A 20,111-nucleotide genomic window follows, 5' to 3' on the forward strand; every position below is an offset into this window, starting at 1 on the left:
TTAGTGGGACAAAAAGTAAATCCCCACGGTTTAAGAGTTGGAGTTATTAAAGATTGGGATGCTAAATGGTATGCAGAGAAGGATGAGTATGCTGATGTGTTACATGAAGATTTAGAAATTAGAAACCATGTTAAAGATAAAATGTATAATGCAGGTATTGCGCGAATTGTAATTGAGCGGGCTGCTGATCGAGTTAAGTTAGATGTTCATACTGCTCGTCCAGGAATGGTAATCGGAAAAGGTGGTTCTGAGGTAAATGCTTTACGTAATGAACTACAGGATATAACAGGAAAACAGATTCAGATTAATGTAGTTGAGGTTAAGAATCCAGAAAAGAATGCTCAATTAATTGCTGAAGGTGTAGCCCAACAGCTTGAGCAGCGGGTTTCATTCCGTAGAGCTATGAGACAGGCAATGAATCGTACTCTGCGCCAAGACGGTATAGAAGGCTTTAGAATTGAATGCAGCGGACGTTTAGGTGGAGCAGAAATGGCTCGCCAGGAAGGTTATAATAAAGGAAATGTTTCCTTGCAGACTCTAAGAGCTGATATTGATTACGGATTTACAGAAGCCTATACGACTTATGGTAAGATCGGAGTTAAAGTCTGGATCAATAAAGGAGAAATTCTGCCTGATGTTGAGGATGAAGAATAAGGATTAGGTTTAGAAAGGAGGTAACAATATGTTATTACCAAAACGGGTTAAGCATAGAAAGCAGCAGCGTGGTCGAATGAAAGGTAAAGCTACTCGCGGTAATAAAGTAAATTTCGGTGAATATGGTCTACAGGCCCTAGAACCGGCCTGGATTTCAAATCGTCAGATTGAAGCAGCTAGAATTGCTCTTACTCGTCATGCTAAACGAGGAGGGAAGGTCTGGGTTAATATCTTCCCTGATAAACCTGTAACAGCTACTCCTGCTGAAACTCGAATGGGTTCCGGAAAAGGAGATCCTGAATACTGGGCTGCAGTAGTTAAGCCTGGTCGAATCATGTTTGAAATTGCTGGTATTCAAGAGGAGGTAGCTGAGGAAGCAATGCGTTTAGCTTCTCATAAATTACCGATTCAGACGAGATTTGTAAAACGCGAAGGAATGGATGGTGACAGTGATGAAAGCTAATGAATTGCGAGAGTTAACTTCGGAGGAATTAGAGCATAAATTATCAGATCTGAAAGAAGAATTATTTAACTTGAGATTCCAGAATGCGACTGCTCAACTGGATAATCCAGCTCGTATTCGTGAAGTTAGAAGATCAATTGCTCGGGTTAAGACTATTCTACATGAGAGAGAATTAGAAATTAGACATTAGTGAATAATGTCTGGCAAAGGAGGGTATCTAATGTCAGAGGAAAATAATAAAAAGACTAGAATTGGTAAAGTTGTTAGCGATAAGATGGATAAAACAATAGTTGTTGCTGTTGAACGTAAAACACAGCATGATTTATATAAAAGAGTAATCAATAGAACAACACGCTTTAAAGCTCATGATGAAGATAATGAATGTAGTGAAGGCGATAAAGTAAGAATTATAGAAACACGACCGATCAGTAAGGAAAAGAACTGGAAAGTTGATGAGATTCTGCGGAAAGCTAAATAGATAATTTATCGGTTGTGATTGTAGAAAGGAGGGTGCTGTCAAGTGATTCAGGTAGAATCAAAATTGAATGTAGCTGATAACTCTGGAGCACGGGAACTGTTATGTGTAAAGATATTAGGCGGTTCTAAGAAAAAGTATGCTACGATTGGCGATATAATTATTGGTACTGTCAAAGAAGCCATTCCTGATGGTATGGTCAGTAAAGGAGAGGTTGTAAAGGCAGTTGTTGTTAGAACTCAAAGAGAGTATCGCCGCCCTGATGGTTCATATATCAGCTTCGATGAAAATGCAGCGGTAATTATTGATAATAATGATAATCCTACAGGCACAAGGATTTTCGGTCCGGTAGCTAGGGAATTAAGGGATAAGAAGTTTACTCGAATTATTTCCTTAGCGCCAGAAGTATTATAAATGGATTCAGTTTTAAGTTTTGAGAGGAGGTAGTTAAGTTGGCCCTTTCTAAGTTACATGTAAAAAAAGATGATGAGGTTATGGTTATTGCCGGTAATGATAAAGGGAAGCGCGGTAAAGTATTAAAGGCCTTTCCCAAAGAAGAAAGAGTAGTTGTGGAAGGTATCAATATTAGACATAAGCATCAACAGCCTAGTCAGGATATGCCCCAAGGAGGCATTGTGGAAAAAGAAGCTCCGATTTACAGTTCTAATGTAATGTTAATCTGTAAATATTGTGACCAACCAACTAAAACCGGTACAGAAGTTTTAGATTCCGGTGAAAAGGTTCGCGTCTGTAAAGAATGTGGAGAGATTATAGACTAATAAATAATTTTTGTCTGTAGTTGGAAGGAGGGTAAATTAATGGTAGTGTTAAAAGAACAATATAAAGATGAAATTGTTGATAAATTGATGGATAAGTTTGAGTATGATAATATAATGCAGGTGCCTGAGCTAGAAAAGATTATAGTTAACATGGGGATCGGTGAAGCATCAGAGAATGTTAATCTGTTGGATGATTCTGTAGAACAACTGAAAGCAATTACAGGACAGAATCCTGTAGTTACTAGAGCTAAAAAGTCTATTGCCAACTTTAAGATCAGAAAGGGAATGCCGGTTGGCTGTAAGGTAACATTACGCGGTGAAGTAATGTACGAATTCTTATATAAATTAGTTAATGTTGCCCTGCCGCGGGTGCGAGACTTTAGAGGTTTATCTACTAAGTCATTTGATGGCCGAGGTAATTATTCATTAGGTCTTGATAATCAGACGGTCTTTCCTGAGATCGATGTTGATGATGTAAATAAGATTCAAGGTATGGATATTACAATTGTAACTAGTGCCGAGACGGATGAGGAAGCAAGAGAGTTATTATCACTGATGAATATGCCCTTTAAACAGTAAAATAATAATCTAAAGGAGGGAAGATAGTGGCACGCAAAGCAAAAGTAGAAAAATCCAACAAAGATCAAAAGTATTCCACTCGAGGGGTACTACGTTGTCGTCGATGTGGCCGAGCTAATGGTGTTTTACAGAAGTTTGAACTCTGTAGAATCTGTTTTAGAGAATTAGCCCATAAAGGCGTTCTTCCAGGCGTTAAGAAATCAAGCTGGTAATCGTTGAATATAGAAAGGAGGTTCTGTTATGTCTGTGACGGATTCAATTGCGGATATGTTAACCCAAACTAGAAATGCTAATATGATGGTGAAAGAGAAAGTCGATATTCCTGCCTCTAATTTAAAAGAAGAAATGGCCCGGGTTTTAGAAGAGGAAGGATTTATTAAAGACTATAAACGAATTGAAACTGATGCTCAGGGGAAAATAAGACTTTATTTAAAGTATGGAGCTAATAAAGAAAAAGTAATTACTGGTTTGAAGCGAATCAGTAAGCCAGGACTTAGAGTTTATGTCGACAAAAATGAGATTCCTCAGGTGTTAGGCGGACTTGGAATTGCTATTCTGTCTACATCTCAGGGAGTCATGACTGATAAAGAAGCACGCAGCCGAGGAATCGGTGGAGAAGTACTCTGTTATGTATGGTAAGCTAAACTGGTAAGTTAAATTAGAGCAGGAGGTGGAATAAAGTGTCACGGATTGGACATTTACCGATTGAAATTCCGGATAAGGTAGATATAACTGTTGATGATAATGTAATTACTGTTAAAGGTCCAAATGGTGAGTTAAGCAATAAGATTGATGAACGATTGGATGTTACTCTTGATGAGGATACCATTACCATTAATCGAACTGGAGATTCTAAAGAAGATAGATCAATTCATGGTTTGAATAGAAGTTTAGTTGTTAATATGGTTCAAGGAGTAACTGAAGGTTTCAAAAAAGAATTGGAATTGAATGGTGTTGGATATAGGGTGCAGAAGAAAGGCCAGAATCTTGAGCTGCAGGTTGGATACTCTCATCCTGTCGTAATTGAAGCTCAAGATGGTATTAAATTAGAAATAGAAGGCAATGATAAAATAATAGTTAGTGGTGCTGATAAACAGAAAGTAGGAGAAGTAGCTGCTAATATTAGGTCGGTTCGCGAACCTGAACCTTACGGTGGAAAAGGAATTAAGTATGTTGATGAGCATATTAGGCGAAAAGAAGGTAAAACTGCTGGTTAATAGTTTTTATAGTTAAGGAGGGAGGATTCAGATGAGCACAAGTAGAAAGAAACGCCATCAAAGGATTCGAAATAAAATTAGTGGAACTCCTTTTAAACCTCGATTAAGTGTTTATCGTAGTTTAAAGCATATTTATGCCCAATTAATCGATGACTTATCCGGTGAAACATTAGCTGCAGCTTCTACTCAAGATCCTGAAATTAGAGATGAGATCGATAATGGTGGAAATGTAGAAGCAGCTCAGATGGTAGGAGAACTAATAGCTGAACGTGCCTTAAAAGAAGATATTAAAGAAGTTGTCTTTGACCGCGGAGGCAATAAATATCATGGTCGAGTAAAAGCTTTAGCTGAAGCAGCTAGAGAAAACGGTTTGGAATTTTAATCAGAAGGAGGGAAGAAAGTGGCTATTAAGAAAAATATGATTGATCCCGATGAATTAGAATTAGATGAAAGAGTTGTTAATATTAATCGTGTATCCAAGGTTGTTAAAGGTGGTCGTCGGTTTAGTTTTAGTTCCTTAGTAATTGTTGGTGATGGTAATGGGCATGTTGGAGCCGGAATTGGTAAAGCCAATGAGGTTCCAGGAGCTATTCAGAAAGGAATTGCTGCTGCTAAAAAGGAATTAATTGAAGTTCCGTTAGATGATACTACTATTCCTCATGAAGTTACGGGCGTCTTTGGAGCCGGGCGAGTCTTATTTAAGCCTGCTTCTGAAGGTACCGGAATAATTGCCGGAGGGCCTATTAGAGCAGTAGTTGAATTAGCTGGAATTAAAGATATTTTAACTAAGTCTTTAGGTAGTGATAATCCGCTTAATATGGTTAATGCTGCTATTCAGGGATTAAAAGAGATCAAGGATGTTGAAAAAGTTGCTGAATTAAGAGGAAAAAGTGTAGAAGAGCTATTAAACTAACTTCCAATATAGAGTAATTATTTAGAGGGGGGTGACGATAATGAAGCTTCATGATTTACAGCCTGCCGAAGGATCTAAAAAGAAACGTAAACGTAAAGGACGCGGTGTTGGTTCCGGTAGCGGTAAGACAGCCGGCCGCGGTACTAAGGGACAGAATGCCCGCAGCGGCGGTGGAGTAAGACCGGGATTTGAAGGAGGCCAGACTCCTTACTTCAAACGATTCCCTAAATATGGATTCACAAATAAGTTTAGAACAGAGTATGCTGAAGTGAATGTTAAAGATTTAAATAGATTTGCTGAAGGAACCGAGGTTACTCCTGAAGTCTTAGTAGAAGCTGGATTGGTATCCAAGATCAAAGATGGAGTCAAGATTCTAGGCGATGGTGAGCTAGATGTTGAACTGATGGTCAAAGCACACGGTTTTACTAAATCAGCAGCAGAAAAGATTGAAGCAGCTGGCGGTGAAGCTGAGGTGATTTAAAATAGAGGTGATTTTAAATAATGTTATCCGCTTTAACTAATTCGCTAAAAGTTAAAGGATTACGGGAAAAGATATTCTTTATATTAGCCATGATTGCTGTGTATAGAATTGGAGCCCATATTCCAGTTCCCGGTGTTGACCCGTCTAGATTGAGTGAATTATTCCAGCAGGGCGGTCTATTAGGATTTTTAGATATGTTTTCTGGGGGAGCTCTGCGTAGGTTTACGATTTTTGCTATGAGTATTAACCCCTATATTACCGCCTCGATTATCATGCAGCTGCTGACAGTCGTAATTCCTAGATTGGAGGAACTGTCTAAACAGGGACAGGAAGGTAAAAAGGTTATAGCCCAATATACTAGATATGCAACGGTAGTATTGGCTTTAATTCAGGGATTTGGAATTACACTCTGGATAAAAAATTTAGGTGCTATTGCTAATCCAACTTACTTTACTCTATTTACAATTATCATTACTTTAACTGCTGGGACTGCCTTTTTAATGTGGCTTGGTGAGCAGATTACTGATAAGGGAATTGGAAATGGAATTTCCATTATTATCTTTGCTTCAGTTATTTCTCGGGCTCCATCGGCAGTTATAGGTATAGTTCGTAAATTACAGGTAGGAGCTATCAGTATCTTTAATGTATTTTTCTTCCTGATAATTGCAGTTGTAATAGTAGCAGCAATTATATATATTCAACAGGGAGAGCGTAAGATTCCGGTACAGTATTCTAAGCGAGTAGTGGGCCGTAAAGTATATGGAGGACAGAGCACCCATATTCCACTGAAGGTTAATCAAGCGGGAGTAATTCCGGTTATCTTTGCTTCATCAGTGCTTTTATTCCCGGCAACTATTGCTAAAATACTGCCGTATGGTTGGGCGCAGAGCTTAGCTGATGCTTTGAGTCCAGGTTCAGCACTCTATACGGCTCTTTATGCTTTGTTGATTATCTTCTTTACGTACTTTTATACAGCAATCCAGTTTAATCCGCGTGAAGTTGCTGATAATATTAAGCAGAATGGCGGTTTTGTACCGGGGCGCCGTCCAGGTCGACCGACAGCTGAATATCTGGATCGGATTTTGACTAGAATTACTTTAGCAGGAGCAATCTTTTTAGCAGCGGTAGCAGTTTTGCCGAATTTTGTAATGTCCATTACGGGAATAGAGGTTAGATTTGGCGGAACAGCACTGTTGATTGTAATTGGTGTTGCTCTGCAGACTATGAAAGAGATTGAAACCCAATTACTGCAGCGCCATTACCAAGGATTTATGGAATAATAGTTTGGTAACCATATCTAGAGGAGTTGATTGAGGTGCATATAATCTTAGTAGGACCTCCTGGAGCAGGAAAAGGTACTCAAGCAGCTAGACTTGTTGATGAGTTTGGAATACCACATATTGCTACTGGTGATATCTTCAGATCTGCAATTAAGAATGAAACTCCGTTGGGTAAGAAGGCAAAGGAATATATTGACCAGGGGCAGTTAGTGCCTGATGAAGTTACTGTTGGAATGGTTGAAAATAGATTGGCCGAAGATGACTGTCAGGAAGGATTTATTCTGGACGGTTTTCCTCGAACTGTTGCTCAGGCTGATGCCTTAAAGGATATCTTAACTGATTTAGGTATTGAACTTGATGCTGTGTTAAATATTGAAGTAGGTGAAGAAGAAGTTGTTAAAAGATTATCCGCCAGAAGGGTCTGTAGTGAATGTGGTGCTAGCTATCACTTAGAGTTTGATCCGCCACAAAAGGAAAATACCTGTGATAAATGCAGCGGTGAGCTTTATCAGCGGGATGATGATGAGCCTGAAACTATTAAAGAACGTCTTGAAGTCTATAAAGAAAAGACAGAACCGCTGATTGATTACTATCAAAAAACAGGAGATTTAAAATCCATTGATGGAGAAGCGGCTCCTAAAGAAGTCTTTACTAGAATAAAACAGGAGTTATCATAATGATTGTCCGCAAATCAAACCGAGAGCTGGATTTGATGCGGACTCCTAATAAGATAGTAGCCGAAACTCATGAATTTTTAGCCGAAAAGATTGCTCCGGGAATTACAACTGAGGAGATAGATAGATTGGCTGAAGAGTTCATTCGTGATTATGATGCTGAACCTGCTTTTAAAGGCTATCGAGGCTTCCCCAGTACAGTCTGTGTAGCAATTAATGAACAGGTTGTACATGGGATTCCTGGCCCAGAGCGCCTTAAATCAGGTGATATTATAGGATTGGACTTAGGTGCAGTCAAGCGCGGCTACTATGGAGATGCTGCTCGGACTTTAGCTGTAGGAGATATTTCAAAGCAGGCTCAAAAATTAATCGAAGTAACTAAAAAGGCTTTGGAGCTGGGGATTGAACAGGCAGTAGCTGGAAATAAGTTATCCGACATCTCCCATGCTGTTCAGACACATGCAGAAGAGGCCGGATTTTCTGTAGTCAGAAGATTTGTAGGCCATGGAATTGGCACTGAAATGCATGAGAGTCCGCAGATTCCTAATTATGGTCCTTCAGGCCAGGGTCCGACTCTAAAACCAGGTATGACTTTGGCTATAGAACCAATGGTTAATGTTGGGGGTTATGAAGTGGAGACGCTGGATGATGGCTGGACGGTTGTTACTAAGGATCGTGAATTATCGGCCCATTTTGAAAATACAATTGCTGTGACTGATAGTGAACCGGAAATCTTGACTTTAATTTAGATTGCATATTGGTAATGATTTGTGGTATAATACAGCATTGAGATTAATAAGGAGGTTGAATCGGTTTAATGTCAAAAGAAGATCCTATTGAAGTGGAAGGTACAGTTGTTGAGCCGTTGCCTAATGCTAAATTTCGAGTAGAATTGGATAATGGTCATAAAGTCTTAGCCCATGTATCGGGTAAGATGCGGATGAATTTCATTAGAATTCTGCCAGGAGATAAAGTGACAGTCGAATTGTCGCCTTATGATTTAGATCGTGGTCGAATCACTTATCGCCATAAATCCTAAATGAGGAGGGTAAAGTATGAAAGTTCGACCATCAGTGAAGCCTATTTGTGATAAATGTAAAGTTGTTCGCAGAAAGGGTAGAGTCTATGTAATCTGTGAAAATCCTAAGCATAAACAGCGCCAGGGTTAATTAATTATTAAATTAAGATTTGGAGGTGTAAAATATGGCCCGAATTGAAGGTGTTGACCTACCGCGGGATAAGAGAGTTGAGATTGGATTAACTTATATTTATGGAATTGGACGTTCTACTGCTCAGGATATTATTGAAGAAGCAGGATTAGATCCTGATACTAGAGTGAGGGATTTAACAGAAGAAGAGGTTGCTAAGTTAAGAAGAGTAATTGATGAAGAATATACTGTTGAAGGTGAATTAAGACGAGAAATTCGCAGCGATATTAAGCGATTAAAAGATATCGGTTGTTACCGAGGAATCAGACATAAAAGAGGACTGCCGGTTCGAGGACAGAGAACAAGAACTAATGCTAGAACTCGTAAAGGACCAAAACAGACAGTAGGAACTAAACGAGTTACGTAATTAGAGGTGCGTAATTATTTGAATAAGGAGGGTATTTAATGGCACGCCGAAAAAATGAAAGAAAAGCTAAACATGTGACAAAAGGCCAGGCCCATATTTGTTCTACTTTCAATAATACAATTGTAAGTTTGACAGATGATAAGGGTAATGTTATTTCCTGGTCCAGTGCTGGGAATCTAGGTTTCAAAGGAACTAAAAAGAGTACTCCCTATGCAGCTCAGATGGCTGCTGAGGATGCAGCTAAAGAAGCTATGGAGCATGGTTTAAAGAAAGTAAAAGTTTTTGTTAAAGGACCAGGAGCGGGTAGAGAAGCTGCAGTAAGAGCTCTGCAGTCTACTGGTTTAGAAATTGATTTAATTAAAGATGTAACACCTATTCCGCATAATGGCTGCCGGCCGCCGAAGCGCCGCCGCGTCTAAATAAAATATTAAAGTAATTGGAGGTGTAATGAAAAAATGGCACGAGATACTAAAGCAGTTTGTCGTAAGTGTCGCCGTGAAGGAGAAAAGTTATTTTTAAAAGGAGAAAGATGTTTTTCTGATAAATGTGCTATTGAACGACGTCCTTATGCACCAGGAGAACAGGGTAATAAAAGACAGAAGCTATCTGAATTTGGAGTTCAGTTGAGAGAAAAGCAGAAAGTAAGACAGATTTATGGAGTTTCTGAAAGCCAGTTTAAAAAGTATTTTGAAATGGCAGATAACAAACCGGGAATTACTGGCGAAAACTTCTTGAAGATTTTAGAATCTAGACTGGATAATATAGTTTATAGATTAGGATTTGCTGCTTCTAGAAATGAAGCAAGGCAGCTTGTCCGCCATGGACACTTTTTAGTCAATGGAGAGCGGGTAGATATTCCTTCTTATTTAGTAGAAGAAGGAGATGAAGTTGAAGTTAAAGATTCCAGTAAGGATATGAAGCGAATGCAGGAGATTGTTGAATTTACTGGCCAGCAGAATATTCCAGCTTGGGTAGAAGCTAATCTGGAAAACAAGACAGGTAAAGTTCTAAAAGAGCCTGAACGAGAAGATATTGATCTTCCGGTCCGAGAACAGTTAATTGTAGAGTTCTACTCTAGATAATTATAGAGAATTTCGTAGACTTTTATGTTACCTCCTTTTTTATTCAGGTAACTTTGATTTAGGCCCTCAATAGCTGTTAGTAAATTTCTGTACTTTAAGGGAGGGGTTTAATAAATAATGATAGAATTTGAGAAGCCTGCGATTGAAAGAATAGAGTCAACTGATACCTATGGTAAATTTGCAATTACTCCGTTGGAGCGGGGCTACGGTATCACGCTCGGAAACTCTCTACGCAGAATTATGCTGTCTTCATTACCAGGGACAGCTCCTACATCAGTAAAGATTGAAGGGGTAGAACATGAATTTTCAACTATATCAGGCGTAGTAGAAGATGTAACTGATATTGTATTAAACCTAAAAGAACTGGTTCTTAGAATGGAATCAGAAGAGCCAGAAATTTTACGTTTGAATGCTTCTGGAGAAGGAGAGGTTACTGCTGATGAATTTACTGTTAGCGGGAATATAGAAATCCTTAATCCTGACCAGCATATAGCTACCTTAAGTGATGATGGACAATTGGATATGGAAGTAACAGTTGAGAATGGTAGAGGTTATGTTTCTGCTGAAGAGAATAAAGATGATGAAGAACATGTTATCGGAGTAATTCCTATGGATTCATCTTTTTCCCCAATTAAGCGTGTCAACTTTGATGTAGAGGATGTCTGGGTAGGCAATAGAACTGATTTGGATAAATTGGTTTTGGAAATTAATACTGATGGGAGCTTAACTCCTGAAGAAGCAATCAGTTTAGCTGCTAAAGTGCTGGATGAACATCTAGATCTTTTAATTAATCTGAATGAAGAGATTACTGATGTGGATTTAATGGTGGAAAAAGAGGAAGAAGAGAAGGATAAGGTTCTGGAAACAACTATTGAAGAACTGGATCTGTCCGTACGTTCATCTAACTGTCTTAAGCGGGCCGGGATTGATAACGTAGAAGAGTTAACTGAACAGACTGAAGATGACTTAATGAAGGTTAGAAACTTAGGCAAGAAATCTCTACAGGAGATCAAGGATAAATTAGACGAATTGGATCTTTCCTTAAAAAAGCCTGAGATATAAAGCAGTAAAGGAGGGATAGAATGGTACAGAGAAAGTTAAGCCGCAAAGGAGCAGAACGCAAAGCTTTATTAAGAAGTCTGATGATTTCACTATTTAAAAATGACCGCATTGAAACAACTGAACCTAAAGCAAAAGAAGCCCAGCGTTCAGCAGAAAAGTTAATTACAACTGCTAAGGATGATACTCGCAATGCCCGTAAAAAAGCAATGAGTATTTTGAATGATAAAGAAGCTGTAACTAGATTATTTGAAGATGTTGCTCCAAGGTTTATGGAGCGACCTGGAGGATATACAAGAATATTAAAGTTAGGACCACGCCGCGGTGATGGCGCTGAAATGGCCATTTTGGAGTTAGTAGAATAAATAACTTCATAGTTTCAAATCCTAGACAGCCATGATATAATATATCACTTTGTCTGAGATAATAACTGCGGCCGAAGCTGTGAATTTCGGCCGTAATGTTATTGCTTTCTAAATGGCTGTTTTTTGTATGGAGTAAGGGTGAAAATTAATGGAACCGTTAATTGAATTAAATAATCTTTATTATAAGTATGAAGACCAGTCTGATGCAGATTGGGCTGTAGATAATATTAATCTGGAGATTGATGCTGGTGAATTTATAGCTGTTGTTGGCCATAACGGATCTGGCAAGTCTACCTTAGCTAAATTACTAAATGGACTATTGCTTCCTACTAAAGGAGAGGTTATGGTAGGCGGAAAGTCTACTGCTGATGAAGAAGAGTTATGGGAGATTAGACAGCAGTTAGGTATGGTTTTTCAGAATCCTGATAATCAGTTAGTAGCCAATATCGTAGAAGAAGATGTTGCCTTTGGCCCGGAGAATTTAGGTCTGCCTTCTAAGGAGATAAAGAAGCGAGTTAAGGAAGCTTTGGAAGTAGTGGGAATGGCTGAGTATGCTCGTCATGCTCCGCATAAGCTATCAGGTGGCCAGAAACAGAGAGTGGCTATTGCAGGAGTTATTGCTATGCGGCCTGACTGTCTTGTTTTTGATGAACCAACAGCTATGTTAGATCCTGTTGGTAGACAAGAGGTAATTGAGACAGTAGAACAGCTTAATCGAGAAGAAAATTTAACAATTATCTATATAACCCACTTTATGGATGAAATCGTTAAAGCAGACCGTATTCTAGTCTTTGAAGAGGGAGAAGTAGCCTTATCAGGTACTCCTGCTGAAGTCTTTTCCCGGATTGATAGGATTAAAGAACTTGCTTTAGAAGTACCTCAGGTAACTGAATTGGCTTATGAACTTAAGAAATCAGGACTGGATATTAATGGAGATATATTTAGTATTGACAGGTTGGTGGAAGAAATATGTTCATTGAACTAGAATCAGTAGCCCATTCTTATGATGATACTGACGAAAAGGTGTTACGGGATATCAATTTTTCTATTTCCGAAGGTGAATTTATTAGTCTGATCGGCCATACTGGATCAGGTAAATCAACTTTAGTCCAGCTACTTAATGGGTTGATAACACCAACTGAGGGAAGAGTAATTATTGATGGAGACGATATAACTACTGAAAATGTAGATTTAAAATCAATTAGGCGTCAAGTAGGGTTGGTCTTTCAGTATCCAGAGCATCAGTTGTTTGAAGAGACAGTCGGTAAGGATATTGCCTTTGGACCCAAGAATCTGAACCTGTCGGATAAGGAAGTGAATAGGCGGGTAAAAGAGGCATTGGATTCAGTAGGTCTGGATTATGACAGCTTCAAAGACCGTTCACCTTTCAATTTAAGCGGTGGACAGCAGCGGAGAGTAGCTATTGCTGGTGTTTTGGCTATGCGTCCGAAGGTTTTAATTCTTGATGAGCCGACAGCAGGGCTAGACCCTAAAACTAGATCAGAATTAATGGATGAGATAATCAAGTTTAAAGATGAATTCGGTTTAACCATTATTTTAGTTTCTCATCGAATGGAGGAAGTATTCCAGCTAGCTGATAGGATTTTAGTTCTTCATCAAGGAAGATTGGCTTTTGATGAAGCACCAGAAGAATTAGCTAATAAATATCAGCAGTTAGAAGAGATAGATTTAGGAGTTCCTAAAGTTACAGAGGTTTTAGTTGCTCTGCAGAAATGTGATTATGATCTGGATTCTACTTTATTTAATGTCCAGGCTGCTAAGGAAGAAATTATTAAGGCATTGAGGGGTTAGAACTATGCTAAAGGATATTATGCTGGGACAGTATTTAGAACGAGACTCTATAATTCATAAATTAGACCCCCGAGTTAAGATTCTGTTAGTTATTTTTTATATTGTTATTCTCTTTGTTAGTGAAACTTTTTTTGGTTATTTAGCATTGGGAGTCTTTATAGCTGTTAGTACTCTGGTATCTAAGATTGAGTTTAAATATATTCTAAAGAGCTTAAAGCCGCTATTATTTATTATCAGCCTAACATTGATTATTCATCTTTTCTTAACTAAAGGAGGAGAAGTCCTCTGGCAGTGGAAGTTTCTATCGATAGAGAAGAAAGGATTAGAGTTGGGGCTCTTTATGGCAGCCCGTTTAATATTTTTAATTACCTTTACTTCATTATTGACGTTAACTACTTCACCGATAGAATTAACTGATGGATTAGAGCGGTTGTTAGAACCTTTTAAGAGATTTGGGGTTCCTGCTCATGAACTGGCAATGATGATGACGATTGCATTAAGATTCATCCCTACTCTGCTAGAAGAGGCGGAAAAGATATTAAAGGCCCAAAAAGCCAGAGGAGCTGATTTTGAAAGCGGTAACTTGATACAGAAAGCTAAGAACTTAATTCCCCTGCTGGTTCCTCTCTTTGTTAGTGCCTTTAGACGGGCGGATGAACTGGCTTTAGCTATGGAAGCACGCTGCTATCGGGGAGGCGAAGGAAGAAGCCGAATGAATCAGTTAAAGTTATCAACTAGCGATTATTTAACGGGAGTTATAGTTTCTGGTTTTTTAATTATCGTTGCAATTTGGGCCTAGATTGAAGAAGGATTTAAAGTTTTCGGAGTGATTAGATGCGCTATTTGAAAGCAATTATAGCTTATGATGGAACCAATTATTACGGTTTTCAGCATCAACCTGATGTACCGACAATTCAGGATGAGCTAGAAGAGAGTCTACGGATATTGACTAAAGAAAAGAATAAAGTAATTGTAGCAGGCCGGACTGATAGGGGTGTCCATGCTCAAAATCAGGTAATTAATTTTAAGACTGAATCACCGATACCGCTGGAGAATATTCGGTTCGCTTGGAATAACTGTCTTCCGAATGATATTCTAATTAAAGAAGTAGAAGATGTTAATGCTGATTTTCATGCCCGCTATGATGCTGAAGGGAAGATTTATGAATATCGTATTTTAAATCAGCCTCTGCCTTCAGTATTTAAACGGAATTATACTTATCATATTAAAGAAGAGTTAGATTCTGCGGCAATGGCAGAGGCAGCTGAGTGCTTGATTGGGACTTATGATTTTTCTTCCTTTCAGGCTTCAGGCAGCAATGTACAGACTACTGTTAGGACTATTCAGCAGGCTGAAGTTACACAACAGGATAGATTGGTTATCTTTAGAATAGAAGGCGATGGTTTTCTGTATAATATGGTTAGAATTATTGTTGGTACTTTAATTAAAGTAGGTACCGGAGAATGGGAAGTGCCGAGAATGTCTAGAATAATAGAAGCAGAAGATAGACTGGCTGCTGGACCAACAGCTCCAGCCCAGGGATTAAGGTTGATAAAGGTTAAATATTGATATAACTTGACAGTCTATTATTCATGTAATAAAATTAACTTATGAAGTCTTATTTTAGCTCTGTTAATAGGCCCCGAACTAATATTAATATAGATATTACTCTGTTAGAAGGAGGGAAAGAAAGATGACTACTTATATGGCGAAACCAGAAGAAATCGAAAGAGATTGGTTTGTAGTGGATGCTGCCGGTGAGAGATTAGGTAGATTAGCCAGCAAGATTGCAAATGTTTTGCGCGGTAAACATAAGCCGACTTATACTCCTCATGTTGATACAGGGGATTATGTAATTGTTGTTAATGCTGGTGAAGTTGTGTTGACGGGAAATAAGTTAGACCAGAAGATGCATCATACACATTCTGAGTATCCTGGAGGTCTAAAGTCTACTAGTTATCGCGAATTATTAGAAGAGAAACCAGAGAAGGTAATTGAGCTAGCTGTCAAAGGTATGGTACCTAAGAATAAATTAGGCCGTAAAATGATGAAGAAGTTAAAGATTTATGCTGCTAGTGAGCATCCTCATGAAGCTCAGCAGCCGGAAGAATTAGAAATATAACCGAAAATATAGTTAAGAGAGGAGGATAATCATGGCAGAGGTAGAATATTTAGGAACAGGACGCCGCAAAACTGCAACGGCTAGAGTTAGACTGCGGCCTGGTAGTGGTGAAATTGTAGTTAATGACAAGCCTTTAAATGAATATTTCAGCCGTAAAGTATCTGAAGAAAAAGTTAAGCAGCCTTTACGGGCTACTGATACTTTAGGAGAGTTTGATATATTAGTTAATGTTAACGGCGGCGGTCTATCCGGTCAAGCAGGAGCGATTCGTCATGCTGTTGCTCGTGCTTTACTGGAAGTAGATAAAGATTACCGTTCTACACTTAAAGAACGCGGATTCTTAACTCGAGACCCAAGAATGAAAGAACGCAAAAAGTATGGACGCAAGAAAGCCAGAAAGTCACCTCAATTCTCTAAAAGATAATCAAGCTAATCACCGGGAAGAGTATATGCTCTTCCTTTTTCTTTTATTTACTTATTTTCACAGTTAATTTGCTTAAAACATAATTGATATAATGTTGCAGTTTAGAGTTGATATCTTGCAAACGCTCCAGAAATCAGTCCTAGTCACTTAGCAGTAAATAAATCTTAGTATTATGATTTAAAGATTCCGCTTTATATGTTAACTATTCTCTCTTGTGGGACTGCTTTAAAGTCGCTTTTTGCAAGATATCAACTAAATTGTGCAAAATTATCTGAGGGAAAGCGTTAAAACCCAAACCAATGAAATTTCTGTTCTGTAATACCATAAATAGTCAATATATGCTTTCAATAACTCTCATTGGTGATAATCACAGCAATATATTTTATTATCAATAGTCAATATGTGTCCAGAGCGACTCTTAAAACTGGCCCGGAATCACGGACGATGGAGGGCCAGTTTTTGACAGTGAGTGAGACAGGATGTCGAACGAACGGCAAGCGGCGGATACATATTGATTATTCCCGCAATATCATGAATGAGATTATACCGATTATGATAGAAAATTACAAATAAAGGGTATATACGGAAACATTGTAGAGTGACACAATATATCAATAAAGCTGTAGATTTCCTCCTAAATTAACTCCTTGAAAATATTAAAATCAATTTAAGAATAATATTAATTAAATAACAGCAAATAATATAAGAAATAGATTACTTAGGAGGATTAGCATTGAAGATTGGAATTATTGGCGTTCCTATGGACTTAGGTGCTAGTCGACGAGGAGTAGATATGGGACCTAGTGCTGTTAGATATGCTCATCTAGCTGCTAGAATTGAGGAGCTTGGATTAGAGGTAACTGATTTTGGTGATATAGATGTTCCGGTGATTAGGAGTGAGCTGGAGAATATAGACAGAAGTAACTTTATTCCTGAAATTAGAGATGTCTGTACTTCTTTAAGTAAGAAGGTACAGGAAATAATGATAAAAGGCTTCATTCCTTTAGTTATTGGTGGGGATCACAGTATTGCTATTGGTACTTTTGGTGGTGTAGCTAATGCTGGTAAGAATGTAGGATTACTCTGGTTTGATGCTCATGGAGATTTTAATAATTTGACTACTAGTCAAACGGGTAATCCTCACGGAATGCCGCTGGCTGTTATTAATAGTGATGGTCCTGAAGATTTAGTTTCTATAACTGAGGGTTATGATTTATGTGAAGATAATATAGCCTTGGTTGGAATTAGGGATCTGGATTATAAGGAAAGGCAGAGACTAAAGGATACTGATATAGATGTATATACAATCAGTGATATAGACCGGCAGGGTATAGAGGAGATACTGGAGAAGGCAATTCAGTCTGCTGGCTGTGGTACGGAAGGAGTCCATGTCAGCTTTGATGTAGATGTCTTGGATCCATTGACTGCACCGGGAGTAGGTACAGCAGTGCCGGGCGGGCTTGATTATCGAGAGGCACATCTAGCCTTAGAGATGATTGCCGAGGCTGGAGTTTTGGCTTCACTGGAATTAGTAGAGGTTAATCCTATTTTGGATGAACGAAACAGGACGGCAGAGTTAGCTGTAGAATTAATTTTATCCTGTTTAGGAAAGAATATTCTATAAAGAAAGGGGATAGCTGAAATGAGTGGAATTGTATTTGCTGGTTTAAGTCCTCATCCTCCTGTAGCAGTACCGGAGATTGGACGCAGCAGATTAAATGAGATTGAAGATACAAGGACAGCCATGAAAGAACTGGCCAGTAAAGTTAAGGAATCAAATCCGGATTTAGTAATTACTATCAGCCCACATGGTCCGGTCTTTTCTGATGCGATCAGTATTCTGAATCTTGAGGAGTTGAAGGGAGACTTTGGACAGTTCGGGCTGCCGGAAATAGAGCTTAGTTATGGACTCCAGGAGGATGTTGTTGAAGAATTAGTTAGGGTTACAAAGCTGGAGGATTCGACTGGCGGCAGAATTGAAGTAGCTAGAATTGATGAACAGACAGCTAGAAAGTTTGAGATTGATCCTAAGCTTGACCATGGTGCTTTGGTACCGCTGTATTATCTGGCGGAGGCCAGCCTAGAAAATTTACCGTTAGTTCCTATTACTATGGGAATGCTGCCTTATGAGGATCTGTATGAATTTGGTAAGATAATTCAGCTAATAGCAGTAAAACTGGATTATGATATAGCAGTAATTGCCAGTGGTGATTTATCACATCGTTTGACTCCTGATGCACCAGCTGGTTTTAATCCGCAGGCTGAAGAGTTTGATCAGCAGTTAATTAAAGCATTAGAAAAAGATAGAGTAGAGGATATCTTTGAGTTGGATCAGGATTTGATTGAAAAAGCAGGAGAATGCGGTCTGCGGCCAATTATTATTATGTTAGGGGCCTTAGACGGCTTAGCTGTTGAACCTGAGTTACTATCCTATGAAGGCCCTTTTGGAGTAGGGTATGGGGTAGTCAGCTATAAAATTAATGGTGAAGATAAAAGCAGAAAACGGCTGGATGATCTATTGGATAAACGCCAGGCTAGACTGGAAAAGCAGAAGGCTGAAGAAAGCGAGTTAGTCAAGTTAGCCAGAAAAACAATAGAGGAGTATGCTCTCAACAGAGAAGTGATCGATTCGCCCCAAGAATTGCCACCGGAAATGGAGGCTAAAAGAGGCGTTTTTGTTTCTATCAAAAAACATGGACAGCTTAGAGGCTGTATCGGGACTACGGCTCCGACCGAGGATAATGTAGCGGAAGAGATAATTAGAAATGCTCTTCATGCTGGATTCAAAGATCCTCGCTTTGAAGAGATTGATATCAATGAGCTTGAGGATTTAACCTATTCAGTAGATGTCTTAGAAGAACCTAAGCCAGTCGATACTTTAGATGAGTTAGACCCGCAGGAGTACGGTGTTATAGTCCAGAAAGGACAGCAAACTGGATTACTGCTGCCTAATTTAGAAGGAGTTGAAACTGTAGAAAAACAGTTAGAGATTGCTAAACGCAAGGCTGGTTTGTCGCCGACAGAAGAGGATGTAGAGCTTAAACGGTTTAAAGTAACCCGCTATAAATAGAGGTGACAGATAATGAAGGAAGCCCGATGGTATGAAAGGTTAGATGAGGAAGAGATACGCTGCAATCTATGTCCCCACAGCTGTCTTATAACTGCTGGCCAGACAGGTATCTGTCAGGCAAGGGAGAATCAAGAAGGAAGATTAGTCAGTAAGACTTATGGCCAGGTCAGTGCAGTGGCAGTTGATCCTATTGAGAAGAAGCCGTTATTTCATTTCTATCCCGGTAGTGAGATTCTATCCTTAGGGACTGTAGGCTGTAATTTAAGATGCCAATTCTGCCAGAATTATCATATTGCTCATAACCAGGAGGCTGAGACAAGAAGATTAGAGCCTGAAGAGATAGTTACTCTAGTTAAAAAACATAATTCTATCGGTGCAGCCTATACCTATTCGGAGCCATTGATCTGGTATGAGTATATTCTGGATACAGCTCAGTTAATACATCAGACGGGATTAAAGAATGTATTAGTAACCAATGGTCTGATTAATCCTGAGCCCTTGGCTGGATTATTGTCCTATATTGATGGTTTAAATATTGATTTAAAAGCATTCAGTGAAGAGTTTTATCGTGATATCTGTCAGGGCTATTTAGAGCCGGTTAAAGAGAGCATTAGACTGGCTAATCAGGAGGCTTTAGTGGAGGTAACTACTCTATTGATACCAGGATTGAATGATTCAAGGGAAGAGATTGAAGAATTAACAGCCTGGCTGGCCGATATTAATCCTGATATTCCGCTCCACTTTACTCGCTACTTTCCTAAGTATAAATTACAGGCTGAGCAGACATCGATGGAGACTTTGCTGCAGGCCAAGGAGATAGCTGAAGAAAAGTTGAACTTTGTTTATCTAGGTAATGTAAGGGAGCCGGAGTATAGTAATACTTATTGTTATGAATGTGGTCAACTGCTTATCAAGCGAAGTTGGTCTCAGCCGGAAATATACTTGCAAGATGATATATGTCCAGAGTGTGGAGCTGAGATTAATATTCTGCTGGCGGATTAATATATTATCTCAGTTGAGAGTTTATATATTTCAAACGCTGCCAAAATCAGCCCTTATCAATTAGCAATAAATTATATTTAGGATT

32 protein-coding genes are annotated in these 20,111 nt (G+C 38.8%); all 32 read left to right on the plus strand.

The features are described from left to right. Positions 1–3: 3 nt before the first annotated feature. Positions 4–654, plus strand: a complete 651-nt coding sequence (gene rpsC, locus acear_RS00970; RefSeq protein ID WP_013277165.1) for a 30S ribosomal protein S3 — start codon at positions 4–6, stop codon at positions 652–654. 28 nt (positions 655–682) lie between these two features. Continuing rightward, a complete protein-coding gene (gene rplP, locus acear_RS00975) occupies positions 683–1,117 on the plus strand; it encodes a 50S ribosomal protein L16 (protein ID WP_013277166.1) in 435 nt (144 codons plus the stop codon). After that, positions 1,107–1,307: a 50S ribosomal protein L29 gene (gene rpmC, locus acear_RS00980; RefSeq protein WP_041667201.1), complete on the plus strand. Its 201-nt coding sequence runs from the start codon at positions 1,107–1,109 to the stop codon at positions 1,305–1,307. Before rplP ends, rpmC begins: the two co-directional genes overlap by 11 nt. A 30-nt stretch (positions 1,308–1,337) precedes the next feature. Beyond that, the gene (gene rpsQ / locus acear_RS00985) at positions 1,338–1,595 is read left to right on the plus strand and encodes a 30S ribosomal protein S17 (protein ID WP_013277168.1); all 258 of its coding nucleotides are present in this window, start codon (positions 1,338–1,340) and stop codon (positions 1,593–1,595) included. A gap of 42 nt (positions 1,596–1,637) precedes the next feature. Next, a complete protein-coding gene (gene rplN / locus acear_RS00990) occupies positions 1,638–2,006 on the plus strand; it encodes a 50S ribosomal protein L14 (protein ID WP_013277169.1) in 369 nt (122 codons plus the stop codon). A gap of 38 nt (positions 2,007–2,044) precedes the next feature. Then, a complete protein-coding gene (gene rplX / locus acear_RS00995) occupies positions 2,045–2,371 on the plus strand; it encodes a 50S ribosomal protein L24 (protein ID WP_013277170.1) in 327 nt (108 codons plus the stop codon). Between the two features lie 39 nt (positions 2,372–2,410). Further along, positions 2,411–2,950: a 50S ribosomal protein L5 gene (gene rplE, locus acear_RS01000; RefSeq protein ID WP_013277171.1), complete on the plus strand. Its 540-nt coding sequence runs from the start codon at positions 2,411–2,413 to the stop codon at positions 2,948–2,950. Positions 2,951–2,976: 26 nt separating this feature from the next. Next, positions 2,977–3,162, plus strand: a complete 186-nt coding sequence (locus acear_RS01005) for a type Z 30S ribosomal protein S14 (protein WP_013277172.1) — start codon at positions 2,977–2,979, stop codon at positions 3,160–3,162. A 28-nt stretch (positions 3,163–3,190) separates the two neighbouring features. Continuing rightward, positions 3,191–3,589 (plus strand): 30S ribosomal protein S8, encoded by a 399-nt coding sequence (gene rpsH / locus acear_RS01010; RefSeq protein WP_013277173.1) that lies wholly within the window; start codon positions 3,191–3,193, stop codon positions 3,587–3,589. A gap of 41 nt (positions 3,590–3,630) precedes the next feature. Next, the gene (gene rplF, locus acear_RS01015; protein ID WP_013277174.1) at positions 3,631–4,167 is read left to right on the plus strand and encodes a 50S ribosomal protein L6; all 537 of its coding nucleotides are present in this window, start codon (positions 3,631–3,633) and stop codon (positions 4,165–4,167) included. A 31-nt stretch (positions 4,168–4,198) separates the two neighbouring features. Continuing rightward, entirely contained in the window at positions 4,199–4,549 is a 351-nt protein-coding gene (rplR, locus tag acear_RS01020) for a 50S ribosomal protein L18 (RefSeq protein WP_013277175.1), read from the plus strand. Positions 4,550–4,585: 36 nt separating this feature from the next. Further along, positions 4,586–5,080 (plus strand): 30S ribosomal protein S5, encoded by a 495-nt coding sequence (gene rpsE, locus acear_RS01025; RefSeq protein WP_041667418.1) that lies wholly within the window; start codon positions 4,586–4,588, stop codon positions 5,078–5,080. A gap of 40 nt (positions 5,081–5,120) precedes the next feature. Next, on the plus strand, positions 5,121–5,561 hold the full coding sequence (rplO, locus tag acear_RS01030; protein WP_013277177.1) for a 50S ribosomal protein L15: 441 nt from the start codon (positions 5,121–5,123) through the stop codon (positions 5,559–5,561). A 20-nt stretch (positions 5,562–5,581) separates the two neighbouring features. Next, on the plus strand, positions 5,582–6,841 hold the full coding sequence (gene secY / locus acear_RS01035; RefSeq protein ID WP_013277178.1) for a preprotein translocase subunit SecY: 1,260 nt from the start codon (positions 5,582–5,584) through the stop codon (positions 6,839–6,841). Between the two features lie 35 nt (positions 6,842–6,876). Further along, the gene (locus acear_RS01040; RefSeq protein ID WP_013277179.1) at positions 6,877–7,518 is read left to right on the plus strand and encodes an adenylate kinase; all 642 of its coding nucleotides are present in this window, start codon (positions 6,877–6,879) and stop codon (positions 7,516–7,518) included. Next, positions 7,518–8,264 (plus strand): type I methionyl aminopeptidase, encoded by a 747-nt coding sequence (gene map, locus acear_RS01045; RefSeq protein WP_013277180.1) that lies wholly within the window; start codon positions 7,518–7,520, stop codon positions 8,262–8,264. The genes acear_RS01040 and map overlap by 1 nt, the downstream gene beginning before the upstream one ends. A 68-nt stretch (positions 8,265–8,332) precedes the next feature. Next, positions 8,333–8,554: a translation initiation factor IF-1 gene (gene infA, locus acear_RS01050; RefSeq protein WP_013277181.1), complete on the plus strand. Its 222-nt coding sequence runs from the start codon at positions 8,333–8,335 to the stop codon at positions 8,552–8,554. Positions 8,555–8,570: 16 nt separating this feature from the next. Continuing rightward, positions 8,571–8,684, plus strand: coding sequence for a 50S ribosomal protein L36 (rpmJ, locus tag acear_RS01055; protein ID WP_013277182.1), 114 nt, complete (start codon positions 8,571–8,573; stop codon positions 8,682–8,684). Positions 8,685–8,718: 34 nt separating this feature from the next. Next, complete coding sequence (rpsM, locus tag acear_RS01060) at positions 8,719–9,090, plus strand: 30S ribosomal protein S13 (protein ID WP_013277183.1); 372 nt, start codon at positions 8,719–8,721, stop codon at positions 9,088–9,090. Between the two features lie 38 nt (positions 9,091–9,128). Next, the gene (rpsK, locus tag acear_RS01065; protein WP_013277184.1) at positions 9,129–9,509 is read left to right on the plus strand and encodes a 30S ribosomal protein S11; all 381 of its coding nucleotides are present in this window, start codon (positions 9,129–9,131) and stop codon (positions 9,507–9,509) included. A 36-nt stretch (positions 9,510–9,545) separates the two neighbouring features. Continuing rightward, entirely contained in the window at positions 9,546–10,172 is a 627-nt protein-coding gene (gene rpsD / locus acear_RS01070) for a 30S ribosomal protein S4 (RefSeq protein WP_013277185.1), read from the plus strand. A gap of 117 nt (positions 10,173–10,289) precedes the next feature. Beyond that, positions 10,290–11,234: a DNA-directed RNA polymerase subunit alpha gene (locus tag acear_RS01075; protein ID WP_013277186.1), complete on the plus strand. Its 945-nt coding sequence runs from the start codon at positions 10,290–10,292 to the stop codon at positions 11,232–11,234. A 20-nt stretch (positions 11,235–11,254) separates the two neighbouring features. Further along, complete coding sequence (gene rplQ / locus acear_RS01080; RefSeq protein ID WP_013277187.1) at positions 11,255–11,596, plus strand: 50S ribosomal protein L17; 342 nt, start codon at positions 11,255–11,257, stop codon at positions 11,594–11,596. Between the two features lie 148 nt (positions 11,597–11,744). Then, a complete protein-coding gene (locus acear_RS01085; protein WP_013277188.1) occupies positions 11,745–12,581 on the plus strand; it encodes an energy-coupling factor transporter ATPase in 837 nt (278 codons plus the stop codon). Next, positions 12,566–13,408 carry an energy-coupling factor transporter ATPase gene (locus tag acear_RS01090; RefSeq protein WP_013277189.1) on the plus strand — a complete coding sequence of 281 codons (843 nt, stop codon included), beginning with the start codon at positions 12,566–12,568 and terminating at the stop codon, positions 13,406–13,408. Before acear_RS01085 ends, acear_RS01090 begins: the two co-directional genes overlap by 16 nt. A gap of 4 nt (positions 13,409–13,412) precedes the next feature. Continuing rightward, positions 13,413–14,207 carry an energy-coupling factor transporter transmembrane component T family protein gene (locus acear_RS01095; RefSeq protein WP_013277190.1) on the plus strand — a complete coding sequence of 265 codons (795 nt, stop codon included), beginning with the start codon at positions 13,413–13,415 and terminating at the stop codon, positions 14,205–14,207. Between the two features lie 35 nt (positions 14,208–14,242). Further along, positions 14,243–14,977: a tRNA pseudouridine(38-40) synthase TruA gene (truA, locus tag acear_RS01100; protein WP_013277191.1), complete on the plus strand. Its 735-nt coding sequence runs from the start codon at positions 14,243–14,245 to the stop codon at positions 14,975–14,977. A 124-nt stretch (positions 14,978–15,101) separates the two neighbouring features. After that, positions 15,102–15,530: a 50S ribosomal protein L13 gene (gene rplM, locus acear_RS01105; protein ID WP_013277192.1), complete on the plus strand. Its 429-nt coding sequence runs from the start codon at positions 15,102–15,104 to the stop codon at positions 15,528–15,530. Positions 15,531–15,561: 31 nt separating this feature from the next. Then, positions 15,562–15,954, plus strand: coding sequence for a 30S ribosomal protein S9 (gene rpsI / locus acear_RS01110; RefSeq protein WP_013277193.1), 393 nt, complete (start codon positions 15,562–15,564; stop codon positions 15,952–15,954). 733 nt (positions 15,955–16,687) lie between these two features. Next, complete coding sequence (rocF, locus tag acear_RS01115) at positions 16,688–17,578, plus strand: arginase (RefSeq protein ID WP_013277194.1); 891 nt, start codon at positions 16,688–16,690, stop codon at positions 17,576–17,578. Between the two features lie 18 nt (positions 17,579–17,596). Next, positions 17,597–19,024 carry an AmmeMemoRadiSam system protein A gene (amrA, locus tag acear_RS01120; protein ID WP_013277195.1) on the plus strand — a complete coding sequence of 476 codons (1,428 nt, stop codon included), beginning with the start codon at positions 17,597–17,599 and terminating at the stop codon, positions 19,022–19,024. Positions 19,025–19,036: 12 nt separating this feature from the next. Beyond that, on the plus strand, positions 19,037–20,026 hold the full coding sequence (gene amrS / locus acear_RS01125) for an AmmeMemoRadiSam system radical SAM enzyme (protein WP_013277196.1): 990 nt from the start codon (positions 19,037–19,039) through the stop codon (positions 20,024–20,026). Positions 20,027–20,111: the final 85 nt, after the last annotated feature.

Origin of the sequence: Acetohalobium arabaticum DSM 5501 (genome assembly GCF_000144695.1) — a bacterium.
In the GTDB taxonomy this organism is placed as follows: Bacteria; Bacillota; Halanaerobiia; order Halobacteroidales; family Acetohalobiaceae; genus Acetohalobium; species Acetohalobium arabaticum.

Coding starts and splice junctions, on each gene's coding strand:
- acear_RS01090 (WP_013277189.1), top strand. CDS start 12,566: ATGTTCATTGAACTAGAATCAGTAGCCCATTCTTATGATGATACTGAC.
- rpsM (WP_013277183.1), top strand. CDS start 8,719: ATGGCCCGAATTGAAGGTGTTGACCTACCGCGGGATAAGAGAGTTGAG.
- rpsH (WP_013277173.1), top strand. CDS start 3,191: ATGTCTGTGACGGATTCAATTGCGGATATGTTAACCCAAACTAGAAAT.
- secY (WP_013277178.1), top strand. CDS start 5,582: ATGTTATCCGCTTTAACTAATTCGCTAAAAGTTAAAGGATTACGGGAA.
- map (WP_013277180.1), top strand. CDS start 7,518: ATGATTGTCCGCAAATCAAACCGAGAGCTGGATTTGATGCGGACTCCT.
- acear_RS01085 (WP_013277188.1), top strand. CDS start 11,745: ATGGAACCGTTAATTGAATTAAATAATCTTTATTATAAGTATGAAGAC.
- rpmJ (WP_013277182.1), top strand. CDS start 8,571: ATGAAAGTTCGACCATCAGTGAAGCCTATTTGTGATAAATGTAAAGTT.
- rplR (WP_013277175.1), top strand. CDS start 4,199: ATGAGCACAAGTAGAAAGAAACGCCATCAAAGGATTCGAAATAAAATT.
- rpsD (WP_013277185.1), top strand. CDS start 9,546: ATGGCACGAGATACTAAAGCAGTTTGTCGTAAGTGTCGCCGTGAAGGA.
- acear_RS01095 (WP_013277190.1), top strand. CDS start 13,413: ATGCTAAAGGATATTATGCTGGGACAGTATTTAGAACGAGACTCTATA.
- acear_RS01075 (WP_013277186.1), top strand. CDS start 10,290: ATGATAGAATTTGAGAAGCCTGCGATTGAAAGAATAGAGTCAACTGAT.
- rpmC (WP_041667201.1), top strand. CDS start 1,107: ATGAAAGCTAATGAATTGCGAGAGTTAACTTCGGAGGAATTAGAGCAT.
- rpsK (WP_013277184.1), top strand. CDS start 9,129: ATGGCACGCCGAAAAAATGAAAGAAAAGCTAAACATGTGACAAAAGGC.
- rplM (WP_013277192.1), top strand. CDS start 15,102: ATGACTACTTATATGGCGAAACCAGAAGAAATCGAAAGAGATTGGTTT.
- amrS (WP_013277196.1), top strand. CDS start 19,037: ATGAAGGAAGCCCGATGGTATGAAAGGTTAGATGAGGAAGAGATACGC.
- rpsI (WP_013277193.1), top strand. CDS start 15,562: ATGGCAGAGGTAGAATATTTAGGAACAGGACGCCGCAAAACTGCAACG.
- amrA (WP_013277195.1), top strand. CDS start 17,597: ATGAGTGGAATTGTATTTGCTGGTTTAAGTCCTCATCCTCCTGTAGCA.
- rplE (WP_013277171.1), top strand. CDS start 2,411: ATGGTAGTGTTAAAAGAACAATATAAAGATGAAATTGTTGATAAATTG.
- rplO (WP_013277177.1), top strand. CDS start 5,121: ATGAAGCTTCATGATTTACAGCCTGCCGAAGGATCTAAAAAGAAACGT.
- rplQ (WP_013277187.1), top strand. CDS start 11,255: ATGGTACAGAGAAAGTTAAGCCGCAAAGGAGCAGAACGCAAAGCTTTA.
- rplP (WP_013277166.1), top strand. CDS start 683: ATGTTATTACCAAAACGGGTTAAGCATAGAAAGCAGCAGCGTGGTCGA.
- rpsE (WP_041667418.1), top strand. CDS start 4,586: ATGATTGATCCCGATGAATTAGAATTAGATGAAAGAGTTGTTAATATT.
- infA (WP_013277181.1), top strand. CDS start 8,333: ATGTCAAAAGAAGATCCTATTGAAGTGGAAGGTACAGTTGTTGAGCCG.
- rpsQ (WP_013277168.1), top strand. CDS start 1,338: ATGTCAGAGGAAAATAATAAAAAGACTAGAATTGGTAAAGTTGTTAGC.
- truA (WP_013277191.1), top strand. CDS start 14,243: ATGCGCTATTTGAAAGCAATTATAGCTTATGATGGAACCAATTATTAC.